9 protein-coding genes are annotated in these 16,209 nt (G+C 45.7%); 1 reads left to right on the top strand and 8 read right to left on the bottom strand.

Translation table 11 applies throughout. The annotated features are described in order from the left end of the window. Nucleotides 1–71: 71 nt before the first annotated feature. The 8 genes from K1X61_10310 to K1X61_10275 form a co-directional block, all read right to left on the bottom strand. Nucleotides 72–1,334, bottom strand: a complete 1,263-nt coding sequence (locus K1X61_10310; protein ID MBX7109027.1) for an NAD(P)/FAD-dependent oxidoreductase — start codon at nucleotides 1,332–1,334, stop codon at nucleotides 72–74. Nucleotides 1,335–2,015: 681 nt separating this feature from the next. Continuing rightward, entirely contained in the window at nucleotides 2,016–3,380 is a 1,365-nt protein-coding gene (locus tag K1X61_10305; GenBank protein MBX7109026.1) for a PorT family protein, read from the bottom strand. A gap of 51 nt (nucleotides 3,381–3,431) precedes the next feature. Then, entirely contained in the window at nucleotides 3,432–4,697 is a 1,266-nt protein-coding gene (locus K1X61_10300) for a hypothetical protein (protein ID MBX7109025.1), read from the bottom strand. Nucleotides 4,698–5,172: 475 nt separating this feature from the next. Beyond that, entirely contained in the window at nucleotides 5,173–6,780 is a 1,608-nt protein-coding gene (locus K1X61_10295) for a DUF2330 domain-containing protein (GenBank protein MBX7109024.1), read from the bottom strand. Further along, nucleotides 6,777–7,628, bottom strand: a complete 852-nt coding sequence (locus K1X61_10290; protein MBX7109023.1) for an RnfABCDGE type electron transport complex subunit D — start codon at nucleotides 7,626–7,628, stop codon at nucleotides 6,777–6,779. The genes K1X61_10295 and K1X61_10290 overlap by 4 nt, the downstream gene beginning before the upstream one ends. 309 nt (nucleotides 7,629–7,937) lie before the next feature. After that, entirely contained in the window at nucleotides 7,938–10,049 is a 2,112-nt protein-coding gene (locus K1X61_10285; GenBank protein ID MBX7109022.1) for a T9SS type A sorting domain-containing protein, read from the bottom strand. A 425-nt stretch (nucleotides 10,050–10,474) separates the two neighbouring features. Next, nucleotides 10,475–12,754, bottom strand: coding sequence for an OmpA family protein (locus K1X61_10280; protein MBX7109021.1), 2,280 nt, complete (start codon nucleotides 12,752–12,754; stop codon nucleotides 10,475–10,477). Between the two features lie 323 nt (nucleotides 12,755–13,077). Continuing rightward, on the bottom strand, nucleotides 13,078–14,931 hold the full coding sequence (locus tag K1X61_10275; protein MBX7109020.1) for a hypothetical protein: 1,854 nt from the start codon (nucleotides 14,929–14,931) through the stop codon (nucleotides 13,078–13,080). Between the two features lie 324 nt (nucleotides 14,932–15,255). Here K1X61_10275 and K1X61_10270 point away from each other — a divergent pair, with 324 nt between their 5' ends. Further along, a complete protein-coding gene (locus K1X61_10270) occupies nucleotides 15,256–16,161 on the top strand; it encodes a TIGR01777 family oxidoreductase (protein MBX7109019.1) in 906 nt (301 codons plus the stop codon). Nucleotides 16,162–16,209: the final 48 nt, after the last annotated feature.

Genomic DNA, 16,209 nt, shown 5'->3' with positions numbered 1-16,209 from the left:
AATCAGGGAAACGCGGCTCATCAGCGAATGAAGCGGTACTGTTCGTTTATAAGCTGTAATGCGCATGATTACTATTTTCTTTCCGACGGCCTCCTGTTTACCGGCGAAAAAATCAGCCGCAGTGTTGAATCATTGGAAAAATAGGATATCAGCCAATCCACAAATACAAAAATTTTATTCTTCATGCCCATGAGCAACAAGAGGTGCAGGCCCATCCATACAAACCAGGCAAAGAAACCCTGGAAGCGGATGAAGGAAAGATCTACCACGGCTTTGTGCTTTCCGATTGTTGCCATAGAGCCCTTGTCCTTATACTCAAATGCAACCATGGGTTTGCTGAGCAGCATATTCCTGAAATTTTTCGACAACAATTTGGCCTGGCCGATGGCCACATTCGCTACCTGTGGATGAGCCTGCGGATATTTTTCAGTGATCATGTATGCGATGTCGCCAATCGCATAAATATTACGGAATCCGTCAACGAGGTTGAACCTGTTCACCTTCAATCGGTTTCCCCGCATGACAACAGCCGGTGGAATGCCTTCAATCACATTGCCGCGGATACCGGCTGCCCAGATCACCGTGTTGGAAGCAATACTGTTGCCGTCTTCCAGCAATACATGCTTTCCATCATAGTCTTTCACCCTGGCGTTAATCATCACCTGCACTCCCAGCGCTTCGAGATACTCCTTTGATTTGGCAGATGATTGCTCACTCATGGTACCGAGTGTCTTACCGGAACCTTCCAGCAGTATCACATTCATCTTGCTGAAATCCAGTTCAGGGTAGTCACGCGGAAAAACATGGCGCTTCATCTCGGCAAATGCGCCTGCCAGTTCAACACCTGTTGGTCCTCCTCCCACAATTACCACATTCATTAATCCCTGCCGCTCCGTTTCATCCCTTGACAGCGCATCTTCAAAATTATGTAATACATGCTGACGGATATTGATGGCTTCCGTGGTGGATTTCATTGGATAGGTCCAGGCCTCGAGGTTCTTGTTACCAAAAAAATTAGTGGTTACGCCCGTTGCCATCACTAGAAAATCGTAGCGGAACTCACCAAAGGTGGTGAGGATAACATTTGTTTCCGGCAACACTTTTAATACCTCAGCATAACGGATACGCACATTTTTTGAATGATGAAAGATGCCTCTTAAAGGAAATGAAATGCTGGAGGGCTCAAGGCCGGCAGTGGCAACCTGGTAAAACAACGGCTGAAACTGGTGGTGATTCAGCTTATCAATCAAAAGAATTTCGAATGATGTGTTGTTTAGGCATTCGGCCAGCTTCAGTCCGCCAAAACCACCACCGATGATAATGATACGTTTCATTTGATGCAATGAAATGCAGGCCGCACCACGAAGCACAACCCATGAAAATAAAAATGAAAGGGTAAAAGTAGTTCCGGCAAATCACAGCTCGGTGAAAAATGGTTTGCAAACATTGTCTTCAACGGTTCCGCCCGCATTTTAAAATTTGATGGTATATGCCGGACTGTAAACATATTCAAATGGATGATGCCTGTTCTAAAAATGGAAACTGCCGAAAATTCATAAGGCTCAATCTTACCTTGAAAATGATTCCATACCGACTCTCATCCTGCATTAACAACCATACTGTATTGTTGTTTACGGATAGTCTCATTTATTGCAAAGCCAGAAATCCTTTCAATAAATGATAATCAGTGGTTATTGGATATTGAATATTGATTATTGGTTATTGGATATTGAATATTGGTTATTGGATATTGGATATTGGATATTGGATATTGGATATTGGATATTGGATATTGAATATTGAATATTGAATATTGGATATTGGATATTGGATATTGAATATTGAATATTGAACTTTAAATTTTCAACACTCAATATAGGATACTGAATATTCAACGCTCAATATTCAACACTCAATATCCGATACTCAATATTTAACACTCAATATTTAACACTCAATATCCAACACTCAATATTCAACACTCAATATCCAACACTCACTACTCACTATTCACCTTAAAACTTATACCCCACCAACAAGTACAATGTACTGAAAGCACTCTTCACATCGGAGTAACCTGACATGCCATTGGAGAACTCTAGTTGTACCTCACCGGAGATTGCCTTCCATTGCAAACCCGCTCCGAACAACAACCCTTGTTCATAATTGCGGAAGTACTGCAGGAAGTTGCTGGTGATGCCGGCAGTGTCTGTTTCAAGGTTTTCTGATTTTATCGCGATGCTGTTGGTGATACCCGCAGCAAGGAATGGCTGAACGACAGACCTGGTAAACCGGTATCTTGCCATTGTTCCCAGCTTAACATAGATAAGATCCATTTGCACAGGCCGTTGTTCTTTGAATGGTGTTGTTCCCGAAACGCCTGTTGAATTAAAATTGCGGATCAGTACTTCATTATAAATCCCCCAGCTGTTGTCAGTGCGGGGCAACACCGCATTAAAGGACAGCCCGGACGCATACCCAAGACTGTTGTCAAACTGTGAATTACCAACATACGTATTGCCTGAACTTTTAAACTTCAATCCGGAATAGTTGATACCAAGATGTGCGCGTACTTCCAGCTTCCAGGGTTCCTTTTCTTCCGTATAACCTTTCCTCGAACCCTTGCAATGATTGTATTCGATCACCAGCTTCATGATATCGTTCTTTGAATAGGACAGCGGCCTGGAAACAATTCCCGTGGCAACGGCCGGACAATCCGCCATCAGGTTGGTAAGCTGTTCTTTGTAAATCTGGTTGGCCATGATGGCGCGCCTGGTAATCTCGTTGCGGTAGTCTGCCACCACTCTTTCATCCAGGTAATACTTTTTATATTTCAGCTCTGCTATCACGCCGCCATCTTTCTGAATGAACAGATGCAAACGGTCATTCATATCGCGGGCATAATAGAGGCTGATTTTACCCATTACGATGGAACGGATAAACATGTAAACACGCATCGTATCCGGAAACGGGTTATAATCCAGCTGATCGTCAAGTAAGGAAGAAGGATCAATATCGCCCACAAAACTGAAATACCAGTCGCCATCTTTGATGCGAAAAGAATGAATGAGGAGCGGAGAATATGCGTGTACCCTTTCCGCTGCCGACTTCTTAAATAAAACCTTCACCGGCGCTTTCACCCAGTTCTCTTCACCAATCAATCCCTGTAGTGTATCACCGTTGTTGAGCAATACATAGCCGGGCACAAATTTCTGGGCAATGGCATCAGGTGACAGCAAAAACATCATGCATGTGAAAAAGGCAATGCGCAGTAATACCTGCCGTGCTGTGACAACTGCGGGCCATCCATTTGACCTGGAAGGTGTCGCCACGCATACGGAATTGTCCGCTGCCGGATAATGAATCAGTCGGATAGTCATGATAAGAATATATATCGCAAAATAAAAAATATCCCCGACAGTGAATGCAGTTCACTTTTGCCCGTATAATTTTCCCGGCACAAGTTCTATTTCAGCGGCAAACAGCATCGTGCGGTCATTGTCAAGCTGATTCCATTTTAACAACGACTGCACCTGCGGCTGTAAAACTCCTTCAAATGACAACATATTATTGGTGATGATCTTAAAGGGTGCTGAAAAATCAAACTGCCCCGCAGACAGCAACAAAGTATACTTCGTAACATTCCTGGTAAGCACTTCTATTGTATTGCCGGTTGCCGTCACATCAATAATTGCTGCTAAGCTGTCGCGCCGGAATGCCGGCACATACTGCCCGCCAGTTATCACTTCATTATAATCGATCAGTGAAAGTGCATTACTTGGCGATTTGCCAATGCCATTGATCAGCACCCAATGATTCCTGTTAAAAATGGCTGCACTCTCCGTTTGCCATACCAGGTGTTTGGGATAAGGATTGCGCGGATGGTATGAAATAAAATGATTGATGGTGTCAGCATATTGCGGTATCCAGCGGAGCGTGTGATCACAACTGTCAATCATCATAAAGGAAGCAGCATTGTTCAACTGAAGAATTGCATTGACATAGGGAAGCACAACGGATGGCGGAAAGGTCTGATCGAGCTTTCCGTTTTCAATAAACATGGGTTTGTTGCGGAAGTTGTTAAAGTACACCTGCCTGGTTCCAAGCACTTTTAATGAACCACAACTTCCTATATAACTTAAAAAACAGCTGTAAGGGGTGACGTCATAATTCGAAAAAGCATAAACTCCGGTGCCGCCATCGGAGAAACCGCCAAGCGACACCCTGTTCTCATCCATATTGTATTGTTGCTTAACGCGGTTAAGCAGGTACATCATATTCTCGTATTGAATCTTATAGTACCACCTTGCGGCAAAATACCCTGACGGGTAAATCCGGATTTCTTCCACCTTATTGTAAGCCTCCAAAGTGGTATCAATAAACCGGAATACATTGAATGCATCCTTGTGAGAGATGTCGCCGTGCAACATCACCCTCACCGGCCATTTTTTCTCCGGCGTATAATCATAAGGAATAAAAATCAGTGCGAATAACTGTATGCCTTCCGGTGTACTGCGGTCCCACTTAAGAAATCCCCGCTGCACGCTTGTGGAATAGGTTCTGCCTTGCTTAATAAACTGCACTGCTTCCGCAAATGGCAGTCCTGATTTCAATATTGCTTTGGCTGCCTTATGCTGTATGTTTGGATTGGTGCTCCAATATTCGTTCTGTAACGGAAGAGGGAGTTGTGCAATCACACAATTAGTTGCAAGAAAAATCAACAGGCACAATATCCATATGAATACTGACGCATTGCAGGAACAGTGTCTGAGGTATCCGGCCATAAAAAACTTTACAAGGCAGACTGAAAAATACAACGGAATAAGCAATCAAAGAGATGGTGGCTGCTCAGATTCATTTTGCAGCCGGAAATCATCAGACGGAGATAACTGCATAACGAATGATGACTGAATATGAAAAAGTATTGGTAAAAAGGAGCCGCCAAAACTTACAAACATCAATGCCGTATCAGAACTCGACACGGCATTGATTGAATCATGCATACTGTTAATCAGTTGATCTGCTGCTGCGGGTACAAGAATCTTCTGGTGAATTATTGCACCATCCAATCACATGACAGTTTTGTGTGGCAAAACAAATTGGTCTTGTATTCATGTGGTGTGCTAACCACCAACTGTACAATCCGCAACTCAAGCTTTTTATTGCCGGCATTTACTTTATCTCAGTTCTTTTACGACCGGAAAATGTAAGCAGCAATAACAAGACACCTATTCCAATCATCATCCATTGTCCTGACCTGCCTGCATTGTTATCATCATCAGGTCCGTCAGTAAATGGCACATTAAAAGCACCCTGGCCGATCTGATCAGGATCCTTTTGTGGCACCTTGTTGCTGGCGCTGTCAACCGGAATCTTCTTCAAAGGAGGATCAACCGATTTACGATATACCGGCGTACCTTCGGGCGAAAAATCAAAATTACTGATGTAGGAACGGTAAGATGAAGTTTCCCAACCTGTCAGCATGGCCAGTTGCTGCAACTCCCTCGTACGGCGCTGATAAACATCCTGCAGGTATTTCTTGCCTTCATCACAACTGAAATCACCATAAGCCGGATGCGTGATGATGTAACGTGCCTGGAAATTTTCCTTATTGGGTGTTTCCTGGAATTGCAGATCCTGCGGAAAACTGCTGCGATCATACGTAACATGCAGCCGTGTAAAAAACACGTTGCCATTATAACCGTAATGGTACTGTTGCACCCAATCCACTCCTGCCGTAAGGAAATCCTGCAACATAGGTGGCGCACCGGTACACGGATCGCAAAATTGTGTTACGCTGCTGCTCACATCCCACGCATATTCAAGATATACATTGGATGAACCCTGTTCACGGCGGTTCTTCCGATAGGTATCGACATAAAACTGTCCGAAATAATTTTGCACAAACACCGGAACATTTTTATCTGTTGGCACCTTCACCGTCCGGTAATTAGTGGTTTCCACCCTGCCATTATGCGTGAACGCATAGATGATCATATCCTGTGAACCTTTTGCATTCGCCATACCCAGCCTGATGGGCAACATGAACTTGGGAGAATTAAATGATATCTGCAAAGGGCTTAAAAAGGTAGTGCCCTTCTTCTTCAGCTCTTCCATATTCACTTTCACCACGAAAAACTTCATGCCGCTGCTGATATAAGGCTGTAGCACTTCCCTTGCACCTTCAGGAATTTTATATCCATTGTCAGTAAGCCATCTTTCAAGGCCTGAAGATTCCTTTGCCGACAATAACAATATATCGTATTCATCTACGGTGTAACGCGCTTCAATTGTTACATGATAGCTGTCGCCTGCAGCTTTACTCACTGCTTCAACGCGCTTTTCCGACATCGGTATCATCGCCTGCACTTCATCTTCTTCAATCACAACACCACAGGGATTAGCATCATAGTATTCCACGAGGCGCGGGCCGGAATAGGCATCCAGTGTGGCAAAGATCTGCGAAGACACCGTTCTGATCTCATCACGTTGCAATACCACCGGCACCGGAACCACCATGGCAAAATCTTTCACGTTCCCTTCGAAATCGCTTGACATGGTGATGGTAGAGCGGTCACCTTCCCGCACCAGGATGACCTGTGACGTTTTGTTAAACAAAGCAGCATCTGCCTTGGCGACATAAAACCCGCAGAACGCCGCTGCACCATGCTGTTGAAAAAATAACAATGCGGTTAAAAGCAGGGCCAGCGCACTGCTATTGGTGAGTGTTGATTTCCTGTTTGCAGCATCTGCAAGATGATACTTAGTCTGCTTTTTCATAACCATGAGAATTTAGTGTGAGGAAAAAATTTATTAAATAGAATGGTAAGCGGGGAAAGCATGAATAAAGCCCAAAGTGGTGCACCATTCACAAACTGAAAGGCGCTGAGATAGAATGACAACATTGCAACCATCGAAGCCCAAACAATGCGTGCGGCAGGATGCGAGGGTGTGGAAACCGGATCCGTGATCATGAAGAAGGTGAAAAGCAGCAAGGTGCCGCTGCTGAACTGATGGATAAACACATCAGCGGTCCAGCCCAGCTGCATAACACTTCTGAAAAAATTTAAGAGGCTGAATACGCTGAAAAAGGTGATAGCGATATCCAATCTTTTAACACTGAGCAATACCGTGAAACCAAGCATGCCAATGCAAAAAACCAGCAGACCGTCGCTACCCCATTGTCCCGGTGAGATCCACGCTCCACCCGTCAGCAGGATGGTGGTGATGATACCGAAGTTGGTGGGATTGAAAAAGTGTTTGCCGCCGTATCTGAAAATAAATTTGCCGCCAATGCTGAGTACACCGGCAAGCGCCATAATCAGCGGATCGTTTGTTTTCAGCAAAAGGCATAAACTCAGCGCAGAGATGACGGCACTCTTTAATGAATTCAGGTCCTTCGATTTGAAGGTGACAAACAGGAATTGCGTGATTAAACAGGCACTGAAAGCGGCTGCAAAAACCGATGGCGCAATCTCCCATTGCAGCACCGCGATTCCATAGGTAAGAAAACTACTGAGGAAAACAATCTGGTAATGACGCGCATCGCGATTAAACCAATTACTGAATGCCCGGAACCTTTGCTGGAAGGCATTTTCTTTTGTGTTGATGATAACCGGTAGTTCCATTGGCAGCAGATTAAGTATGCGTTACTGTCCATAGATGCATGGCTTCCGCCCGATTCCATAAACTGCCGTTTATTTTTTTTGATCAATCAGTCGTGCCGGCGTAATGCGCCGCTTGCATCACAGGTAATACTATTGATGCTGCCTTAGGGTTTATAATTACAGCTATCTCATAATACCCGGAGTCATCCTGTCCCGATTGATTGGGATCGGGATCAGGATCCTTTCCATTCATTGACAGATGCCGGAAAAAATCCGGCATAACAGCATTCATTGCCTGTTTTAAGATAGCTTCTGCATTTTTAGAGGTTGTTACCTTACTACCAACAACTTTTGAGTAGCTGATTGCGTGGACGTTTCCAGCCGCAACAGGTAAATTCCATTGCTGACTGCAACATGCCGGCCATCGTCAATATTCCAGTTAATCTGATAGGTGCCGGCATCCATTGCTCCTTCAGCAAGAGTCGTAATCCATCTGCCGGAAACATCATAAATCTTAAGACTGCAGTTACCCGGTGTTGACACATTCCATTGTATCGTGGCTGAATGGGATACGGGATTGGGATATTCAATCAGTAATGTCTTCTGTGCAATACCGGTTAAATACGAAGAATCATTGGTCACTGTCAGGCGGATACTGTCTTTGTAAACATAGACTTCCGGAATGGACATCAGGCCGCCCTGATACAACAGGCTGCCGGATTGAATAACGGAATTATCATGCACCACATTCCACCACAGTTTTTCACCGGCAGTAGGATTGAAATGTTGTCTTCTTCTCATCGTAACATCCACCATGCAATTGGGTGGAGCCGCATACACCGACTTATCCTGCCTGTTCAGATCTTTCATAAATAGAGTTATGCCAAGCAGAGAAGTGTCGTCGGTAATATCGTTGCTCCAGTCGAGGAAGCCATTCACGGTTCCGAAATCTGCTCCGCTGTATGCATGGCCATCACCATAATCTTCATTCACGCTGCAATGCGCAAAGGCAGGATACACAACATTGTTGCGGTACCTGAACAAATCAAAGTTGTCATCACTCCACACCAACCCCTCTCCACCACCATGTTTACGGCCATCCCAGAAGTAGTAACCACCGGCATGATTGGCATTCACTGAATCATAATAAATTGTTTTCTCAGTCCAGCCAACGATAGTGTCATGCTTGCCATTCACACTGTAAATGACAGGGTAATCCCGCTCATTAAAATTATGCATGATCCAGTTACCGTTTACTACGTCATAAAAGTTGTAGCCCAGGTTGCTTGCAAGGTTAGTGCTTACTTTACCAAACCTGTTGTCGCCGCTGATGCGATTGATCTTTCCTTCGTTAAGTGTGCAGGATGGATTATAATCATGGTTAAAAGACAGATCAAAAACACTTCCGCTCAGTTTGACCGCCGCAATACGTTCAGGATACAGCAGTGCATAAAAATAGGCGCCTACAGAACCAAGTGAAGTGCCTTCAAGGCAGATACGATTGCTGTCAACAGGAAGATGCCGGATCGCCCAGTTGATCAGCTGCGTGATCCGCTGATGACAAAAATTATAATTGATGCCTGAAACCGGCGGCACCTGACTGCCGTTGGATGCGTAGATGTTAAAGTGTTCATTGGCTCCCCACCAGCCGGAGTTATCCCCGCCGGGTAAAAAATCCTCAGGATTGAGGTTAATCTCATCCTGATCAACATTGATCACGTTATAGAAAAAGTCAGCGCCGCCTCCATGAAAACGAATCCTGAGTGGATGCCTTCCTGATGTCGCACCATTTCTATACAGTATGAAATCATTAGTCATAAATCCTGCTTCATTCATCAGCGGCTGGCCTGCTGCATATTTGCTGCTTGCAAAAGTGGCATAGATATCCACTGCCTTTTCACCGATGAATCGTTGCTGCTGAAAAACAGGTTGCGGTGCTTCCACCCTTTCCGCAATGGGATCCTGCAGCGAATTGACACCTGTCACGATGTTCAACAGTTCCATTCCACCGATGTACGTAGTTACAGCATAATAGTAATTTCCATCTGCAAGCGTTGTAGCCACAAATAATCCGGTGGCCTTATTCAGCGGTGCAGCGCCCGAATCAATCACCAGGTAACGTGCTGCACCATCATGCCTGGATAGATTATGATCTTTAGAAGATGCCGCATTCGTCCAACCGAGGTATTCGCAACCCGCAAGCTGACTACTATCGGTGATGGGAACGACGGACCGGTACACTTTATAGAAGGCCAGTGAATCTGTCGTATTCTGCCACGTAAGGAATACCTGCCCGCTATGGTAAAATCCGCTAAGATTGTTAACCGATGATGGTTGCGCGGAAAGCTCGAAAGTGAAGAGCATGAAGAGCAAGACCAGGGAAGTAACAATCCATCGATTAAATGTCAGACCACTATAATTCAAACTTGCTGCTCCAAACATAAAGTGATACAATCATCAAATGTGAAAGATATTATTGCAGCCAAAAATATGCCACAGTAAGGCAGGAAAATCATGATCGTGTTTCTTCAGGTAAATGCCGGAATGTTCAACTGTTTGCCTTTCCTGCTTTGTATACACTGACTTCACAACATATTTAAATCTCGAAAGCGGCCCGCGCTGATGGCTTATATCTCATAAAAGCAACTGTCAACCACCAAAGGTTATCATTCAAAAAACCTTTCGTCAACGAATAGTAAATCATTGCATCCGGAAGTTATTCTATAAAAATTACGATGAAAAAAAATGTAGCTGCATCATCGATACAGACACGATGTGGCAAACAGATCCAAACAAATCGGATAGCAGGCGGTGAAAAAAAATGGACGGCCAGCCGACCGTCCATCTTCCTTCACAAATTCCGGTGCTTAATTGACCAGCTTAATCTCGACCCTCCTGTTTTTTGCGCGGCCGGCAGCAGTGGCATTGGTTGCTACGGGCTTTTCGATGCCATATCCTTCAGACGTCAGCCTGTCAGGACTGATCCCTTTGGAGATGAAGTAATCCTTTACTGCGGTAGCGCGTTTTTTAGATAGTGCCAGGTTAGCCGATGCGCTTCCGGTGTTGTCCGTGTAGCCTTCAATGCTCCACCTTGTATAACTGTATTGTTGCATTATTTCCGCAATCACATCAAGCACTTCCGTGGAGGCGCCTTTGATCTTGTCGCTTCCCGTTTCAAACATGATGGATTTTGAACTGAGCCTGATCTTCGTCAATTCATCTTCTCGCAGGCCCGGACAACCTTCTTTGTCAATCGTACCGGCTACATCAGGACAGTTGTCCTTACGGTCAGGCACAAGGTCACCGTCACGGTCGGGGCAACCATTCGTGGAGATCGGACCTGCCAGGTTAGCGCAGGAATCGATCTTATCAGGAATGCCGTCAGCATCAGTATCAGGGCAGCCATGAAACTGTATGGTACCTGCCAAATACGGACATTCATCTTCAAAATCAGGAATGCCATCGGTATCCGTATCCGGGCAGCCATCAAACTGCGGAAGGCCGGCCTGTTCCGGGCATTTATCTTTTGTATCGGTGATGCCGTCAGCGTCTTTATCCGGGCAACCATTGAGGGCGGCAACACCGGCAGCATCAGGGCAATTATCTTTCGCATCTTCCACACCATCGCGGTCACGGTCAGGACAGCCAAACAGAGCGACAGGACCCGGCACTTCAGGACAATGATCTTTCTTGTCGGACATCATATCCTTATCCAAGTCGTGCAATTTGTTTCCCGGGATATTCACCTTTATTCCGCCATAAATGTCGGCACCTTCCATATCATTTAAAGTGAGCAGCGACCCAATCTCATCAGTACCCACAAATACCGGCCCTGCACGCAGCATCATGCCGATACGGGTTTTGGTGTGTCCGTAATATTCCACCGACAGCGGCACAGCCACTTCAAACCACTTGTGCTCATAACGCGGCGTAATGGAATAGATATCAGGCCGCACTATGCCCTGATCACTTTTATGATGTAATGATTGTATGATCGTGGCATTCACGAAAAAGTTCTGGTAAACATTCCAGTCAACCTGCAGGCTGAATGCCGATGGCAACGCCATCTTGAAATTATCCGACACGAATGATGCCGTTGAATCACCATAAAAAATATAACTGAGTGTCTTGTCGAAGTCAATATTATCTTCATAATGCTCACCCCGCCATTCAGGGTAATCCGCACCAACCGTTTCGAGGTGATAGTTGCCGGAAGCTTCATTGAACTTAATGCTTCCCATATCAATCAATGATGCACCAATGCGTAATCTGTACTGATTCTTATCCGGATCAGCCCATCTGCGCTGATCCATCTCATAGGTCCATTCGGAAGAATCGCGCAGCCATTCATAGGTGAAACCAAGATCCCAGCCGAATCCTCCGCCATGTTTTAAATCGCTGTAACTATTGATGGGATCAAAGGAATTGAAATCAGTGCGGCCGTAATCGAGTGCGGTGGGGCCAAAGAGAATGGTATCAGGGCCGGTGATGTTGTAGCTTACATTCGCATTCTTCATGTAACCGCCGCCGATGCCGTCAACAACCTTCAGTGTAACGCCTCCTTTCACTTCATGCGTTTTGTCTTTGTAAAGAATAATGCCGTAGTTCAAGCCGTACTCAGCCCAGCCGAGTATATTCTGTTGCATATTGTCTGTGGTCCAGTTGATGTTGTATAACGATTCATCCCGCAATTCCTGGTAAGCATTTTCAGCCACATGCGCAGCGATGTTGTTGTCAGTCATGAAAAATTTTGCGCCCGTGGTAAAACCAATGCTGTGGCGATTCGCAAAGTTGATCATGAAGGATGGCCCGATGCCTTCCATGGATGCCGTTAAGTTTTGCTTTGCATTCGGATTATCAGGATCCCACCGTGAAAGAAACTCTTTGTTCTTTACGATATCCACAATATTCCCGAAACCAAAAAATGTCAGATCTTCCCTGGGAATGTATAAAAACGTATTGTCGAAAGATGCGCCCCCGCTGATGAGATTGATGTCAAACTGCAGCTTCGAATCTACAAAGGAACTTGGGTTTAACTGTGTGCCGATGGTGCCTGCATAATTGCTGTTCATGATACCAAGGTATTCCTGCGCATGAAGCGGCAGGTAAAGCCAGCAAAAAAGCAGCACTAAGTATGTTTTTTTCATATATATCAGCGTGATTCTGAAAGGTGGTGTTTTCAGTGATGGCTAAAGATGACCAATAAATGGCCACAGCTTCAAATTTCAGGGACTGTTTTATTCACACCCACTCCGAAAAGTGTACACAAAGGCGAATAGCGGTAATATAACCCGTCGTATAGAACGCAATCAAGCTGCTGCCGATGCTTCCATTTTATGTTGATCATGATCGTTTTGTTGCGTCCAATGAATTGGTGATAATGGCAGACGCCGGTTACCCGTAACCGGTGATCACATCAGCTAAACAAGTCCTTTATCGACCTAATGCCTACGTGATCTGGTTCCTTTTGCTATTGAACATCGGCTGCTAAGGGAGTGGCAGCGGAAAGCAGTAAAAGGTTGTTGGGAATGAATGAAGGCAATTCGGAAGTAGCGGTTGCATTGCCCCATCGTTTGTGAATGACTACTTTTCTGTCGGGACTGTACATGAATACATAAGGCTGTTCATCATATATGATACGTTGTAATCTTTTCACCATCGGTATCCGCTTCGTATCATCGAGCATTCCTGCTATGGAATCAATAAGTGCATCGCTTGCGGCATTGCCAAAGCCGGTGAAATTGCTGCCCCTGGTAGCCCATGCATTAGTTGACCACAGCTGGCTGAAATCTTCAGGCAGCGAGGATACGGCCCAACTCGAAAGTGCCATATCAAAATCATGATCTGTAATCTGTTGCCGTAAAACAGCGCCGTCTACCGGCCGCGGAACAATCTTCACACCGGCCGGCCAGGCACCTTCTGCAATAATGTTGGTCATCTCCTTCACCATATTTCCCTGCACCATGCAAAGCAACTCCAGCTGCAGAGGAATGCGTTCACCGTCAACTACCTTATCGCGGATATTGTCGCCATCGGTATCTTTCCATCCCGCTTTATCCAGTAACTGCGAAGCAGCAGCAACATCATACGGTAACAGGGCAAGGTCTTCATTGAATTCCGGTTTAAGAGGTGAAACCATACTGGGCCAGCGCCGCGCTCTGCCCATGGCCACCACATCAATAATTCTGTCAACAGGCGTAAGCAGGGCAATGGCATGCCGCACATTCACATCATCGAGTATACGTTTATGCCGGAGACCGTCAGGCCGCATGTTCAAACCGATGAAGGTAAATGCATAACTGTTGAGGAACACCGAATGATAGTTACGGTTAAACAAACTGTCGCGCTGCAGGTCGAGCAATATCCTGCTCGTGATGAATGTGGAAGCGTCTAAGGTTTGTGATTTAAACTCCAGCATGCTTGCATTTTCATCTTTGATCGCCTTAAATATTATCTGCTGAGGATAGGCATGCAGGTAGATATCATCTTCCGGCAGATGGTCGGTCCAGTGACCGGATTTTTTTTCCAGCACTACCGATTGTCCGCGTTCCCATGCTGTTACTTTATAAGCGCCGCATCCATAGAAAAACTGCACATCATTTCCATACTTGCCGTCATTAAATGTGGCTTCCCATTGCTTTAGTGCAGGATAACGGCCGGCATCAAAGGCGGGATCATCCAGTTGTTCCATCGTCATTGATCCCATTACATTTTCAGGATCAAAAAATTTGCGGCACAAAATCGGAAAGTCCGTCACCATGCTGATAGCCTGCACATATCTCCTCTTCATCACCATCGTAAACCGTTTCGGGTTGCCTGCATCCGGAATAATCGTTTTAAGATTGTTACAGATTGATTTATGTAAAGGGTTATCGGTTAACGGGCACTTACTGGTCTTGAAAGTGAATATCACATCTTCGCTTGTAACAGGGCTGCCATCGTCCCAGACTGCTTCATCGCGCAGCGTGTATGTAAACTGGAGCTCATCGGCATCTACCACAGGCAATGATTTTGCAAGGCAGGGTGATAACTTAAGTTGCACCTGGTCCACGGTCAGCAATGCAGGATGTGTGAAGCTGAGGATGAGCCGCGCATTCTGAAATGAATAGTTGGTGGGATGAAGGTAACCGGCATCGGAGAGCGTATGCACAATGAGCGTGTTTTCCCGCGACCAGTCGTCCATCAGCTTTGGTGCATCCGGGAAAATGACGAAGGCCTCATTCTTCCGCACATTACCTGTCTCCTCCTCTGCCCTGTTATTTTCCCTGCAACCTTGCATCAGAACAGGCAGCAGCAAGAGTAAATATTTGCAGATGCTTTTCATGTTCAGTCCGGTTCGTTTCAAGAATTGAATTTACACATTATAAATGATATAATGTATTATTATGCAGAAAGCGTTCCGTTACCACGATTTGTAGAAAGCAAAAACAGTCATTCAGCGGCTATATCAATCTTCGCTGCACTGAGCATGGATAACCGGATCACTCAAAAATCGCCGGAGTTCGCAGCATCAATCATGATTGGTTAACACAACAGGCTTTTAGCGTAAAAGGGAAGAAGGTGTGCCCTGCCTGGCAGATCAGTAACGTGATGGTTTAAACTTCCTGCTGTTTCAATTGTATATTTCAAGAATGATTGTGCTCTCTGCATGAAGAACATACTAATCAGCGGCGGTTCGGGTCTAATCGGCAGCCATCTTACCAAACTCTTGCAGCAGCGTGGCCATAAGGTTGCACACCTGAGCAGGCAAAAAGCACAGGGCAGCATCACTGCTTATCACTGGGATCCGGCGCGGGATGAAATTGATGATGCATGCATCAGCGAGGCAGATTATATCATCCACATGGCGGGCGCTAATGTTGGTAACCACCGCTGGACCAATAGCTACAAAGCAGAAATTCTGCAAAGCCGCATCCGCAGCACTGAATTGCTTTATACCGCTCTTCAACGTACTCCCAATAAGGTGAAGGCCATCATCGCCTCCTCCGCTACAGGTTATTACGGCAGCCGCGGAGATGAATGGCTCAAGGAAGACGCGCAAGCGGGCGATGATTTTTTGGCCACCACCTGCCTGCAGTGGGAACAGGCAGTGAACAGGATTGCATCGCTGAACAAAAGAGTGGTAAGCCTACGTACCGGCATTGTGCTCGCCGTTGAAGGTGGCGCACTTCCCAGGCTGGTAATGCCTGTCAGGTTTGGCATAGCACCGGTATTCGGCAACGGCCTGCCGTTTTATCCCTGGATTCACATAGCCGATCTTTGCGGCATCTACCTGCATGCATTGGATGATGAAACCATGCAGGGTGCATTCAATGCCGTATCACCTTCGCCTGAACGATACATGATTTTGTTGAACAGCATAGCCAAAGCACTGAAGCGGAAAAAGCTGAACATTCCGGTTCCGTCATTTGCCTTACAGCTGGCATTGGGCGGGTTTGCACAAACACTGACGATGAGCACAAGATGTTCGGCGGAAAAGATTGCCGGCCGGGGATTTGTATTTCATTTCCCCTCACTGGAGGCCGCCTTGCAGGATCTGATTGGTAAAAAATAAAAACAGCAATCAGTGCTGACATGCCGAATCTATTTGGCCATCTGTCAA

It is taken from the genome of Chitinophagales bacterium (assembly GCA_019694975.1).
Classification (GTDB): Bacteria; Bacteroidota; Bacteroidia; order Chitinophagales; family UBA10324; genus JACCZZ01.
The sequence above is the reverse complement of the archived record's forward strand: the minus strand, read 5'-3'. Positions and strand labels throughout refer to the sequence as shown.

Bases quoted from the DNA above. Each gene is read 5' to 3' on its own strand.
- K1X61_10295 (MBX7109024.1), bottom strand. From the start codon at position 6,780: ATGAAAAAGCAGACTAAGTATCATCTTGCAGATGCTGCAAACAGGAAA.
- K1X61_10310 (MBX7109027.1), bottom strand. From the start codon at position 1,334: ATGAAACGTATCATTATCATCGGTGGTGGTTTTGGCGGACTGAAGCTG.
- K1X61_10275 (MBX7109020.1), bottom strand. From the start codon at position 14,931: ATGAAAAGCATCTGCAAATATTTACTCTTGCTGCTGCCTGTTCTGATG.
- K1X61_10270 (MBX7109019.1), top strand. From the start codon at position 15,256: ATGAAGAACATACTAATCAGCGGCGGTTCGGGTCTAATCGGCAGCCAT.
- K1X61_10285 (MBX7109022.1), bottom strand. From the start codon at position 10,049: ATGTTTGGAGCAGCAAGTTTGAATTATAGTGGTCTGACATTTAATCGA.
- K1X61_10290 (MBX7109023.1), bottom strand. From the start codon at position 7,628: ATGGAACTACCGGTTATCATCAACACAAAAGAAAATGCCTTCCAGCAA.
- K1X61_10280 (MBX7109021.1), bottom strand. From the start codon at position 12,754: ATGAAAAAAACATACTTAGTGCTGCTTTTTTGCTGGCTTTACCTGCCG.
- K1X61_10305 (MBX7109026.1), bottom strand. From the start codon at position 3,380: ATGACTATCCGACTGATTCATTATCCGGCAGCGGACAATTCCGTATGC.